Annotated in this window: 14 protein-coding genes; 4 read left to right on the top strand and 10 right to left on the bottom strand. The window is 57.4% G+C overall.

The features are described 5' to 3' along the window. The first annotated feature begins 142 nt into the window (after positions 1–142). The 4 genes from LZP73_RS10020 (at position 143) to LZP73_RS10005 (ending at position 4,183) form a co-directional block, all read left to right on the top strand. Positions 143–1,123 (top strand): AEC family transporter, encoded by a 981-nt coding sequence (locus LZP73_RS10020; protein ID WP_234234746.1) that lies wholly within the window; start codon positions 143–145, stop codon positions 1,121–1,123. A 118-nt stretch (positions 1,124–1,241) separates the two neighbouring features. Next, entirely contained in the window at positions 1,242–2,900 is a 1,659-nt protein-coding gene (recN, locus tag LZP73_RS10015) for a DNA repair protein RecN (RefSeq protein ID WP_234234744.1), read from the top strand. Positions 2,901–3,310: 410 nt separating this feature from the next. Then, positions 3,311–3,718 carry a VOC family protein gene (locus LZP73_RS10010; RefSeq protein WP_234234742.1) on the top strand — a complete coding sequence of 136 codons (408 nt, stop codon included), beginning with the start codon at positions 3,311–3,313 and terminating at the stop codon, positions 3,716–3,718. Positions 3,719–3,796: 78 nt separating this feature from the next. Further along, positions 3,797–4,183: a VOC family protein gene (locus LZP73_RS10005; protein ID WP_234234740.1), complete on the top strand. Its 387-nt coding sequence runs from the start codon at positions 3,797–3,799 to the stop codon at positions 4,181–4,183. 101 nt (positions 4,184–4,284) lie between these two features. Here LZP73_RS10005 and LZP73_RS10000 read toward each other — a convergent pair whose 3' ends face one another. The 10 genes from LZP73_RS10000 to glyA all read right to left on the bottom strand — a co-directional run bounded on the left by LZP73_RS10000 (position 4,285) and on the right by glyA (position 12,222). Further along, on the bottom strand, positions 4,285–4,617 hold the full coding sequence (locus LZP73_RS10000) for a cupin domain-containing protein (RefSeq protein WP_234234738.1): 333 nt from the start codon (positions 4,615–4,617) through the stop codon (positions 4,285–4,287). Between the two features lie 32 nt (positions 4,618–4,649). Then, positions 4,650–5,141 carry a phosphatidylglycerophosphatase A family protein gene (locus LZP73_RS09995; RefSeq protein ID WP_234234737.1) on the bottom strand — a complete coding sequence of 164 codons (492 nt, stop codon included), beginning with the start codon at positions 5,139–5,141 and terminating at the stop codon, positions 4,650–4,652. After that, positions 5,141–6,097: a thiamine-phosphate kinase gene (gene thiL / locus LZP73_RS09990; protein WP_234234735.1), complete on the bottom strand. Its 957-nt coding sequence runs from the start codon at positions 6,095–6,097 to the stop codon at positions 5,141–5,143. Before thiL ends, LZP73_RS09995 begins: the two co-directional genes overlap by 1 nt. Positions 6,098–6,174: 77 nt before the next feature. Further along, positions 6,175–6,579, bottom strand: a complete 405-nt coding sequence (nusB, locus tag LZP73_RS09985) for a transcription antitermination factor NusB (RefSeq protein WP_234234732.1) — start codon at positions 6,577–6,579, stop codon at positions 6,175–6,177. A gap of 14 nt (positions 6,580–6,593) precedes the next feature. Further along, a complete protein-coding gene (gene ribH / locus LZP73_RS09980; RefSeq protein ID WP_234234729.1) occupies positions 6,594–7,070 on the bottom strand; it encodes a 6,7-dimethyl-8-ribityllumazine synthase in 477 nt (158 codons plus the stop codon). A 184-nt stretch (positions 7,071–7,254) separates the two neighbouring features. After that, positions 7,255–8,358 (bottom strand): bifunctional 3,4-dihydroxy-2-butanone-4-phosphate synthase/GTP cyclohydrolase II, encoded by a 1,104-nt coding sequence (gene ribBA / locus LZP73_RS09975; protein WP_234234727.1) that lies wholly within the window; start codon positions 8,356–8,358, stop codon positions 7,255–7,257. 76 nt (positions 8,359–8,434) lie between these two features. Then, positions 8,435–9,088 carry a riboflavin synthase gene (locus LZP73_RS09970; protein ID WP_234234726.1) on the bottom strand — a complete coding sequence of 218 codons (654 nt, stop codon included), beginning with the start codon at positions 9,086–9,088 and terminating at the stop codon, positions 8,435–8,437. A gap of 74 nt (positions 9,089–9,162) precedes the next feature. Beyond that, positions 9,163–10,284 (bottom strand): bifunctional diaminohydroxyphosphoribosylaminopyrimidine deaminase/5-amino-6-(5-phosphoribosylamino)uracil reductase RibD, encoded by a 1,122-nt coding sequence (gene ribD / locus LZP73_RS09965; protein ID WP_234234725.1) that lies wholly within the window; start codon positions 10,282–10,284, stop codon positions 9,163–9,165. Positions 10,285–10,312: 28 nt separating this feature from the next. Further along, positions 10,313–10,762: a transcriptional regulator NrdR gene (gene nrdR / locus LZP73_RS09960; RefSeq protein WP_234234724.1), complete on the bottom strand. Its 450-nt coding sequence runs from the start codon at positions 10,760–10,762 to the stop codon at positions 10,313–10,315. 206 nt (positions 10,763–10,968) lie between these two features. Next, positions 10,969–12,222, bottom strand: coding sequence for a serine hydroxymethyltransferase (glyA, locus tag LZP73_RS09955; RefSeq protein WP_234234723.1), 1,254 nt, complete (start codon positions 12,220–12,222; stop codon positions 10,969–10,971). Between the last annotated feature and the right edge of the window lie 216 nt (positions 12,223–12,438).

Raw genomic sequence — 12,438 nt, 5'->3', positions numbered from 1 at the left:
AGCTGTCTAAAACCTAAGGTGTCTAAGAGCATAGCCGTCTGAAACCTAAGCAGCCTAAGACCATAGCGTAATAGCCAGTAGGCGCCGCGCATGGTAATTTTCCTGTCTCGGCCCAAATCCTCAATAGCCAAGGAAGTCGCGGATGCCCGCCATCTTGACCCCACTGCTCGCCGTCGTCGGCATCATGTTGCTCGGCGCCCTGATACAGAAACTCAGGCTGCTGCCGCCCGATACGGATCAGGTGCTCAACCAGTATGTCTACTATGTCGCCTTCCCGGCTATCATGCTCATCGCCCTGGCGCAGACGCCCATCACTGAGATACTGCAATGGGGTTTCATCCTCGGCTATGGCCTGGCCATGTTAATCACCTATTTCAGTGTCTTCTGGCTCTCACTCTGGGCCGACCCGGGAGACAAGGCGATTGCCGCCATGCGGGCGCTCAACACCAGCTTCGGCAATACCGCCTTCATCGGCATTCCGCTGCTGATCATCCTCTTTCCCGGGCAACAGAGTGCCCTGGTCGCGGCGGCGATTGCCAGCCTGCTGTCGGTACTCATGTTCGCCGTCGCCCTGGTCAGCGTGGAACTCGCCAACCCCAAGGCCAAACTGGTACACCCTCTGATGACCATGTTCAATGCCCTGGTGCGCAATCCCATAGTCATAGGCAGCCTGCTCGGTGTCGCCCTGTCGGCATTGGCGCTGCCCCTGCCCGCCGGGCTGGCGCTCATGTTGCAGCAGATAGGCAATACCTCCAGCCCCTGCGCCCTGTTTGCCATAGGCATGGTGCTGACCAAAGCCATGGGCCGGGAGACGCGGGAGGGCCCAGAGGCGCCACCCGCCCTCGGCGGACGCAATCTGGCCGAGCTGGGCCTGCTCAATCTATTCAAGCTGGTCCTCCAGCCGGCATTGACGCTGGTATTGCTGCAACTCTTGGGCGTCACTGGCGCGTATCTGTCTATGGGCGTCCTGCTGGCCGCCCTGCCGACGGCCGCCAGCGTTTACCTGCTGGCACAGCGCTACCAGGTGCTGGTCGGCACCAGCGCCAACACCATACTCCTGGGTACGCTGCTGACCTTCATCAGCCTGCCACTGCTGGATTACTTACTAAAAAACCTAAATTAATCAGTGGGATAAAAAATAAGTTGTGCTTAATTATTAAACGCAACTTTACTGTATATAAAATCAGTATATACTGTGTATCAATACAGTGTTTTGGTAAGTTATTCGACAGGAATTCATTATGCTTTGCCAACTCAGCATCAACAATTTCGCCATAGTACGCTTCCTGGAACTGGATTTTCGTCCGGGTATGACCAGCATCACAGGGGAAACCGGCGCGGGTAAATCCATCGCCATCGACGCCCTCGGCCTATGCCTTGGCAACAGGGCCGATGCCAATACAGTGCGCCCAGGAGCCAGCAAGACAGAAGTCAGCGCCCGCTTCTCACTCGATGATATTCCACTGGCGAAACGTTGGCTGGAAGATAACGATCTCGACCTAGAGCAGGAATGCATACTGCGCCGGACCATAGGCAGCGACGGCCGCTCCCGTGCCTACATCAACGGCAATCCTGTCCCCCTGGCACAACTCAAGAGCCTGGGGCAATTGCTGATAGGCATCCACGGTCAGCATGCCCACCACGCCATGCTCAAGAGTGAACACCAGCTCACCTTGCTGGACAGCTATGCCAACCATAGGCTGCTGAGCGATGCCGTTGCCGCCGGCTATCACAGGTGCAAGCAGTTGGAAGCCGAGCTCAGACAGCTGACCCTGTCACAACAGGAGCGCATCGCCCGCAAGCAGTTGCTGCAATATCAGGTCGAAGAACTGGACGAGTTCGACCTCAAGCCGGGGGAATTCGAAGAGATAGAGCAGGAGCATAAACGCCTGGCCAACGGCACCGAATTGATTGCCAGCTGTCAGGCCGGAGTCGAACTCCTCAGCGAAGGCGAGGAGCTGAATATAGAGCAGCTGCTCAACAGGGCCGTGGCTTTGGCACAACAACTGGAAAGCTATGACCCGGCCCTTGCCAACGTCAATGCCATGCTCAACGAGGCCCTTATTCAGGTACAGGAGAGCACAAGCGAACTGCAGCACTATCTCAGCGGACTGGAACTGGATCCTGAGCACTTCGCCTATCTGGAGGAGCGCCTGTCCAAGGCCATGCAACTGGCCCGTAAACACCAGGTTGGCGCCCCTCTACTGGCCGCTCACCATGAACAACTCAAGGCCGAGCTCGGCAGCCTGGATGACGACGAACATAAGTTGGCAGAGATGGCACAGCAGGTCGAGGCCAACCGCCAGGCCTATCTCGCCCATGCCCAGAAACTGAGCCAAAGCCGTGGCCGCTACGCCAAGGAGCTGGACAAGCTGGTCACTCAATCTATTCACCAGCTCAACATGCCCAAGGGCAAGTTCTGCATCTCAGTGACTTTCAACCCTGAGATGATGTCGGTCAACGGCTGTGACCAAATAGAGTTCATGGTGACCACCAACCCGGGCCAGCCTTTGCAGCCCATCTCCAAGGTGGCCTCGGGCGGCGAGCTGTCCCGCATAGGTCTGGGCATTCAGGTGATCACCGCCAAGAAGGTCTCGACCCCGACCCTGATCTTCGATGAGGTGGATGTCGGTATCTCGGGCCCGACCGCCGCCGTGGTCGGCCGCATGCTGCGCAGCCTGGGAGAGTCGACCCAAGTGCTGTGCGTCACCCATCTTCCGCAGGTGGCGGGCAACGGTCATCAACACATGTTCGTCAATAAATTCAACAAGGGTGGCAGCACTGAGACGTCGATGACGCCGCTGGATAAGGAGCAACGCATCCAGGAGCTGGCCCGCCTACTCGGCGGCGATACCATCACCAGCAATACCCTGGCAAACGCCAGGGAGTTACTGCAATAATTGCATTTTGCTGTGCTCATTATTGGAGTGTCAGCCATTGGAGCATGCAGATTGGGGAATGAAGAATGGGGCATGAAGATGAGGGCATTAAGATAGGAGCATGGCTCCTGTGTCTAGGATTTTAGCCCACTCTCTTAAACACCCACGCTCTTAAGCACCCAGGCGCCCCGGCTGGCATCCGAGTCCCGTTGGCACTTAACCTCTCAAATCTCGATCCTGCTTGCGAATAAAAGGCTTGAGCCAATGCGGCAATCCCAGTAGCTTAGCCAATGAATTAGCCTGCAGTTTGAATCGACTCATGGTGAGATGACGGCAGGCTCAGCGGGACAAGGCGCATGCTTTTCACCCATATCAAATGGGTGATGACTGCGCCTGTGCAGGGTATAAATTTCAGACTACAAGGACGAGCTATGAAATTTCATCGAGGCAGACTCATAGATCATATTCATCTGCGGGTGGCAGATCTCGCCGCCAGCAAACGTTTCTATCATGCGGTATTCACCGCCCTGGGCCACCCAGACGCGCTCCATGAAGGTCAGGGCTTCTTCCATGCGGATGAACTGTTCGTAGACGAGGCGCAGGATTACATTACCCGGGTACATCTCGCCTTTCAGACCCAGGACAGAGAAACAGTGCATAAGGTCTATCAGGCGGCGCTGGCCGCAGGTGGGCGGGATAATGGCGCGCCGGGGGAGCGGGCCTATCACCCAGGTTACTATGGGGCATTCGTACTGGACCCCGACGGCAATAATATTGAAGCCGTCTTTCATGGTCCGTTCGAGCGCAATGTCGCCTCGGTAGAAATAACCGCCAAATGACCTCGGCGGCTCAGTATTCGTACCTGCCGAGTAAGAGTCCGAGTAAGAGTGAGAGGCGTCAGTCGCCAAGGAGGAAAGATGCATAAGAGTAGGCTTGCCGCGTTCGTCATCGACAGCAAAGTGGATAATATTGAAGAGGCGAATAGGTTTTGGGAAAGCGCATTGGGCTACACTTGTGTCCGCTCAAGCGAGGCATGGTCAGACAGGTATTCGCATTTGGATGTTCCTGATGCTCAGCCTAATCTGCTGATCCAGAAAGTGACCCATGAGAGCCGAGTCCACCTGGATATCGAAACCGACGATATTCCGGCCGAGGTGGCACGCTTGTCCAAGCTGGGGGCAAAGGTGTTGACGAGATTTGAGCGCTGGGTGGTCATGGAAGCCCCAACGGGACATAGATTCTGTGTCGTCAATCCGCAAAGAGCCGATTTCCAGGATGCAGCCGATGTCAATGTCTGGGATTAACCGCCTGGCAGATGCAGCTGGGTCGCCAACAATGCCCAGCGCAGGGCCGACGCGGGGAAGTCCAGGGGGTTAGCCACAGGCGCCGGTTAGGCTGCGTTGCGTCAACTTTTGCCGAGAGGGCCCGAGAAGAAGATCGCCAGCCACAGGGTTTCCACCCCGGGTTCTGTCCAGGACACCCTGTGCTTCACGTGGGCCGGGAGCAGCAGATAATCGCCCTTCTCCAGGCTGACCTCTGTGCCATCTTCATACTGAATGCGTCCAGCCCCTTCGAGCAACAACACCCACTCATGCTCGCTTTGATCGTACCAGGCATCCGCTGCCGAGGCATGCCCCTTGGAGACGATGCGCTCGATACGCAGCGACTCAGCCTCGACCAAGGTCTCGAACACTTCCTGTGTCAGATCCTCGGGCATAGCAGTAAAAATATTGCTCATAGCGGCTCCCAAAACTCGACCAGTCTTTGGCTTTAAAGGTAGCGGGCCAGCAGCTGCAGGCAGATGAAGGCGAAGATCCCCGCCAGCACGTCGTCTATCATTATGCCGAAACCACCATGCACCTTGGCATCCAGCCAGCGGATCGGCCAGGGCTTGAGGATATCGAACAGACGAAACAGGCAGAAACCGGCCAGCAGCCAACCCCAGCCAGCAGGAGCGGCCACCAGGGTGATCAGCAGGCCGACCACTTCGTCCCAGACGATGGCGCCGTGATCGTGCACCCCCATGTCCTTGGCCGCCTTGTCACAAATCACTATTCCGGCCAGGGCCAGAACCAAGGTCAAGGCAAGGTAGCTGCCCAGCCCCAGAGGTTGCATCAGCAAATAGAGCGGCACCGCCGCCAGGGTACCGAAGGTGCCTGGGGCCTTGGCCGCCAGGCCACTGCCGAAGCCCAACGCCAGGAAATGCAACGGATTTTTAAGTGACAGACGCGCCAGCGCCGGATCTGTGCTAATCAATTTCATCAGAAATGCTCGAATCCATCCAACAGAGGCGTGAAGGCTTCGCCCTCGTGGCGCAGCTTGAGCTTGTCACCGGCGCAGATCTGGCCGACCTTGACGAACTTGACCCCGGCATGGCCGAGTGAGGTTTCCAGTGCCCCCTTCTGTGCTTCGGACACGGTAAACAGCAGCTCATAGTCTTCGCCGCCCTTGAGGGCATAACTCAGCCCCAGTTCCCAAGGCACAGTATCGCGCATCGCCGCCGACAGGGGTAATAGGCCAACCTCTATGGTGGCACCAACCCCTGAGGCCTTGAGCACATGGCCTATATCAGACATCAAACCATCGGAAAGATCTATGGCGCTGGAGGCCAAGGCCCGCAGCGCCTGGCCCGCCAATACCCTTGGGGTTGGCCGATAATGGCGATCTATGAGGTAGGCACTATTCTCAGCAGTCGCCTGCTGCCGGCCACGCAGGATATCCAGCCCCAGGGCCGAATCCCCCAGAGTACCTGTGACATAGACCCAATCACCCACCTTGGCACCACTGCGGCTCAGGGCTTTACCCTGGGGCACCTGGCCATGCACTGTGATGTTGATGGTCTTGGGGCCACGGGTGGTATCGCCTCCCACCAGAGCGATGCCGTAATAATCCGCTATCTCGAACAGGCCGGCACTGAAGTCGGTCAACCAGGCCTCATCCGCCTCGGGCAAGGTCAGCGCCAGCGTCATCCAGGCAGGCTCGGCGCCCATGGCAGCCAAGTCTGACAGATTTACCGCCAGCGCCTTGTAGCCCAGGGCCTTGGGCGGCATGTCGGCAAGAAAATGCACATTTTCGACTAAGGTGTCGCAGGAGATGGCGAGGGATTTGTTTTCGGCGGGTTGAACCAGGGCGCAATCGTCGCCAATCCCCAGAGTGACGTCACGGCGAACCGGTCCACGTCCTTTGAAGAAACTTTCGATTAGTTGGAATTCTTTCACTGTAAAATTTGGTGCGGCCGCGGCCGTCCCCCTAAGTTAGCAATGAAAAACGGTATCCTGAGATACCGTTTGTCTTATTACTTACGTGCAACCAGCTTGTCGAGTATGCCATTGACAAACTTATGGCCATCTTCGGCACCGAAGGCTTTTGCCAGCTCGATAGCCTCGTTGATGGCGACCTTGTAAGGCACATCCTTGCGGAAGGTCAGCTCATAGGTCGCCAGGCGCACTATGGCTTTCTCAACCGGCGAAACCTCGTCCAGAGGACGCTCCAGGAAAGGTACGATCAACTCGTCCAACTGGGCGCTCTTGGTGGCAACACCTGAAAACAGCTCACGAAAGTAAGCCACATCAACACCGTCGGTATCTTGCTCGGTTAAAAACTCATGCTCGACATCGGCAATGTTATTCCCGCTTAGTTGCCATGAATATATGGCTTGAACCGCTAAACGGCGGGCCTTGCGGCGCTCAGAAGGCTTCATTGTTTTTCCTACTATTACAGCTGTTGTTCAAGTTCTTGCAGTACGTTAACCATTTCCAACAGACCCAGGGCCGCTTCGCCACCCTTGTTGCCTGCCTTGGTGCCGGAACGTTCTATGGCTTGCTCTATGGTATCTGTGGTCAACACACCGAATGCGACGGGAACGTCAAACTCGAGCGACACCTGGGCCAGACCCTTGTTACATTCACCGGCAACAAAATCGAAATGTGGCGTACCGCCACGGATCACCGCACCGAGCGCGATAATGCCATCGAATTTACCGCTGGCGGCAACCCGACGGGCGGCCAATGGCAGCTCAAACGCACCCGGAACACGCACGACAGTGATGTTGTCGTCGTTCACCTGGCCAAAACGTTTCAGCGTATCGATTGCGCCTTCAAGCAAACTCTCGACTAAAAAGCTGTTGAAACGCGATACGACTATCGCTATTTTGGCATTTTTCGCTTCGATATTACCTTGAACTACGTTCATTATCTTACCTAAATTAGCTAAAGCACCCGCTCGGGGCGAAAAGTGGCGCTATGATACCACAGGCATTTGCCCCGGGCGCTATGCAAATTATCAGAAATTGTTAATTTTACTTTACTGCAACCTGGGGCCTGCCCGGCCAGGCGCTAACGCGAAAGCCGCTGTCATGGGCGGCTCGAGCTGCGACTCAATCGGCAATATAATCTGTCACTTCCAGGCCGAAACCTGACAGTGAATGATAGCGTTTGGGCGAACTCAGCAGGCGCATCTTGGTCACCCCAAGGCTCGCCAGTATCTGTGAACCTACGCCGACCCGCCGCGAGGTGCCCTGCCATTTGGCCGATGCCTGCGCCTGGCCCTTGTCTTCGGCCTCGAACGCCTTCACCTTGGCCAGCATCTCGGCGCTATGTTCGCGGTTGCCCAGCAGCACCAGGACCCCGCCTTCGGCTGCGATACGCGCCATGGCTTGCTCCAGTGGCCAACTGCGCTGTTGATCCCGCTCAGAATGCAGTAAGTCATTGAAGGTATTCTGCAAATGCACCCGCACCAGGATATTCGGCTTAATCTCGCCCTTGACCAGGGCATAGTGCAGCTGATTGTCTATGGTGTCTCTGAAGGTCACCATGTTGAATTCACCGAAACGGGTCGGCAGCTTGCAGCTGGCCTCGCGCACCACAGTGGTTTCCTTGGTATTACGGTATTCGATCAAATCGGCTATTGTGCCTATCTTGACGCCATGTTTCTCGCTGAAGATTTCCAGATCCGGGCGCCGCGCCATAGTGCCGTCTTCATTGAGTATTTCGACTATCACCCCGGAAGGCTCCAGCCCTGCCAGACGCGCCAGATCGCAACCCGCCTCGGTGTGACCCGCACGCACCAGGACGCCGCCATCCTGGGCCATCAGCGGAAAGATATGCCCGGGTTGCACCAGATCCGCCGCCTTGGCGTCTTTGGCTACCGCCGCCTGAACCGTCACCGCCCTGTCGTGGGCCGAGATCCCCGTGGTCACCCCGGTCGCCGCTTCGATGGACACGGTGAAATTGGTCGAGAACTGGGCGTTGTTGTTGCTGACCATCAAGGGCAGGTTCAGCTGCTGGCAACGTTCCCTGGTCATGGTCTGACAGATGAGACCACGGCCATGGGTCGCCATGAAGTTGATCGCCGCCGGGGTCACCAACTCGGCAGCCATGATGAGATCGCCTTCATTTTCCCTGTCTTCGTCGTCCATCAGGATGACCATTTTCCCCAGACGTATGTCTTCGATGATCTCTTCTATGCTGTGTAGCGCCATGTTAGGACCTTTATGCTTGAGTAGTAAAATTGAATGACCGGCTGTCACCGGCTAGGCTATGGCTGGCACGCCAACCTCAGCGGATGAAACCGCTGCGCGCCAGCATCTCCATGGTCACGCCATCCTTTTGTGGTTCCGGTGACGCCTGCATCAGCCGCTCGAGATAACGGGCGATGAGATCCACTTCCAGATTCACCCTGTCACCCGCCTTGAGCTTGACCAAGGTGGTCTCGCCTGCGGTGTGCGGCACTATGGTCAGGCGGAAGCGACTGCCGTCGACTTCGTTGACCGTCAGGCTGACACCATCGACAGTGATCGAGCCCTTGTGGGCTATGTAACGGGCCAACTCGGCCGGCGCCGTCAGCCAGAACTCGATAGCCTGGCCCCGCATCACCCTTTGCTCCACCGAGGCGATGCCATCCACATGGCCACTGACCATATGACCGCCCAATCTGGTGGTCGGGGTCACGGCCTTCTCCAGGTTCACCTCGGTGCCGACGGCATAATGGGCGAAGCCTGTCAGGCTGACTGTCTCGGCCGAGACATCGGCCACATAGGCGTCGGCCAACAGTTGCACCACGGTCAGGCAGACGCCATTGGTGGCTATGCTGTCACCCAAATGCACGTCGCTGAGATCCAGCTTGCCGCCGGCCACAGTCAGGCGAATGTCATCGCCCTGGCGTTCAATTTTGCGCAGTGTGCCTACGGCTTCTATTATCCCGGTAAACATATTCTACTCACTTACCCAGTTCAGGGGCTAAATACTGACGCCCGCCGCGGTGCGACCGGCGCGTTAGCGCTGGGCTAACCGAATCTCAGGGTCATGCGGCGATCCGCGCCCAGCTTGCGCTCGTCTATCAACTCGAAGTGCGGCAACTCGCTCATGGCCTGATAATCATTCAAGTTCAAGAGGTTGTGTCCATGCCCACCCAGCAGCTTGGGCGCCTGGTACAGGATGAGCTCATCGGCCAGGCGCCGCTCGATAACGGCGCCGGCCAGGGTCGCGCCGGCTTCCACCAACACAGAGTTGCAGCTCTGGCCGAGATGGGTCAACAGGGCCGCAAGGTCGACCCTGCCATCCTCCCCTGGCAGCTGCAGGCAGCTGACGTGGGAGGGGAATTGTGCCAGCCGGGCGGCTGAATAGGCCCGGCAGGATACCAGTAAGATGGGACTGTCGATGCCGAACAGCGCCTTGTCGGCCGTCAGCCTGGCACTGCTGTCGAGGATCACCCTCAGGGGCTGCAACAGCTCGGTTTCGCTGAGGCTCAAGCCCAGACTCCCCAACTCGCCATGGCGCACATTGAGCCCGGGATCATCCGCCAGCACGGTTTCCACCCCGGTGATCAGGGCGCAATGGCTGGCGCGCAGCCGCTGCACATCGCGGCGCGCCTCGGGCCCGGTGATCCACTTGGAGACACCGTTGGACAGTGCCGTCTTGCCATCGAGGCTGGCGGCCAACTTGACCGTCACCCAGGGCAAACCCGTTTGCATCCGCTTCATGAATCCCAAGTTGAGGCCATAGGCCTCAGCGCCCAACAACCCGAGGTCGACGACTATGCCGGCATCACGCAGCAGCAGGCTGCCCCGCCCCGCAACCTGGGGATTGGGATCTTCCGTGGCTATGACCACACGCGCCACCCCGGCCTGGATCAACGCCAGGGCACATGGCGGGGTGCGGCCGTAATGGCTGCAAGGCTCCAGGGTCACGTAGGCGGTGGCCCCGCGCGCGGCCTCGCCTGCCATGCGCAGGGCATGCACCTCGGCGTGGGGCTCTCCGGCCCTGTGATGAAAACCTTCACCCAAGATCCGGCCGTCTTTCACCAGCACACAGCCGACATTGGGATTGGGGCGCGTGGTGTAACGCCCCTTGGCCGCCAGCCTGATGGCGCGGCTCATCATTTGATTATCCAGTGCGGACCAGTTCATAGTGGCATCCCTTGGGTAGACAAGCCGCTTACTTCTGCAGCTTGGCGATGGCCTCGCCAAATTCGGACACATCTTCGAAGGCACGGTAAACCGAGGCGAAGCGGATATAGGCAACCTTGTCCAGGTGCATCAGCTGCTCCATCATCAGGTTGCCTATCATCTCAGAGCTCACTTCACGCTCACCCGTGGCCCTCAGGGTCGACTTTATCTTGCTCAGCGCCTGTTCTATCTGATCCATGGACACGGGACGCTTCTCGACCGCACGCAACATGCCGCCCTGGAGCTTTTCCTCGTCGAACGGCTGGCGTGTGCCATCGCGCTTGATCACCCGCGGCATGACCAACTCGGCACCTTCGAAGGTGGTAAATCTCTCATGACATTCGGTGCATTCACGGCGACGGCGCACCTGATGCCCCTCGGCCACCAAGCGTGAGTCTATGACCTTGGTATCTGTTGCGCTACAAAATGGGCAATGCATTGAGCCTCCTGCCGAACTGAATTAAGGCGTAGGTCCGATCTACCTGAATAGCCGGGCCGCAAACCTCGAGCCGACGTCGACATTTTAGCCTGAACATCAGATCCCGGAAATAAAAATGGCCGCTAGTGCGGCCATTGGATTTTATCCTATTTGCAGTCTCAGGTTAAGCCTCTGCTCGTGCTAACTTTGACTGACAGGACTTAGGCTTAGCCGTAAACGGGAAACCTGGCACACAGAGCCAAGACCTGAGCCTTAACCCGCGCTATCACCTCACTGTTGTGGGCATCGTCGAGTACGTCACAGATCCAGCCCGTCAGCTCTTTGGCTTCGGCTTCTTTGAAGCCGCGACGTGTGATGGCCGGGGTACCGATACGCACACCCGAGGTCACGAAAGGTGAACGCGGGTCGTTAGGCACTGAGTTCTTGTTGACTGTGATGTTGGCGCTGCCCAAAGCGGCATCTGCCTCTTTCCCCGTCAAGTCACGGCCGATGAGATCAACCAGCATCAAGTGGTTGCTGGTGCCGCCTGAGACTATCTTATAACCACGGGCCAGGAAGACTTCAACCATGGCCTGGGCATTGTCCACCACTTGCTGTTGGTAAACTTTGAATTCCGGCTCCAGCGCTTCCTTGAAGGCCACGGCCTTACCTGCGATAACATGCATCAGAGGACCACCCTGACCACCAGGGAATACCGCAGAGTTCAGCTTCTTGTACAGATCTTCGTCGTCGGCTGCCGATAAGATCACCCCGCCACGGGGACCGGCCAGGGTCTTGTGGGTGGTAGAAGTGACTACGTGGGCGTGGGGTACAGGGTTGGGATACACGCCTGCGGCGATGAGACCTGCCACGTGCGCCATATCGACAAAGAGGTAAGCACCTATTTTATCAGCGATTTCGCGCATTCTAGCCCAGTCGACTATGCCAGAGTAGGCGGAGAAGCCACCTATCATCATCTTGGGCTTATGTTCGACGGCCAGACGCTCCATTTCGTCATAGTCGATCTTGCCGGACTCGTCTATGCCGTAAGGAATGATGTTGTACAGCTTGCCCGAGAAGTTAACCGGAGAACCGTGGGTCAGGTGACCGCCGTGGGCCAGGTTCATGCCCAGCACTGTGTCGCCTGGATTGAGCAGGGCCATGTAGACGGCACTGTTGGCCTGTGAGCCGGAATGCGGCTGGACGTTGGCGTAAGTGGCACCGAACAGCGCTTTGGCACGTTCGATGGCCAGCGTCTCGACGACATCCACATATTCGCAACCACCGTAATAACGCTTGCCCGGGTAGCCTTCGGCATACTTGTTGGTCAGCTGTGAACCTTGCGCTTCCATAACCCGTGGGCTGGTGTAGTTTTCAGAAGCAATCAGCTCAATATGCTCTTCCTGACGCAGGGTCTCGTTCTGAATCGCCTTAAACAGTTCGGGATCATAATCTGCGATGTTCATCTCTTTCTTCAGCATTGCTCACTCCGGCAGCCAATTTTTATAGGTAGGGTTGCGCGGTATTCTACTCTGCAATCGGCCACAATCCCAGTATTTGAAACATGAAATTCCTTGGAATTATGCTTGAGTCCGGCTCATTACTGCCGGCGCCAGGATAGCGGAGCGTCAACCCAAGGCCTGGGCCCGGCGCCTAAGCCGCCGGGAACTGAGGGCATAAAAAAATCCCCAACCTGC

The sequence above is a fragment of the Shewanella sp. AS16 genome (genome assembly GCF_021412365.1).
Classification (GTDB): domain Bacteria; phylum Pseudomonadota; class Gammaproteobacteria; order Enterobacterales; family Shewanellaceae; genus Shewanella; species Shewanella salipaludis.
The sequence above is the reverse complement of the archived record's forward strand: the minus strand, read 5'-3'. Positions and strand labels throughout refer to the sequence as shown.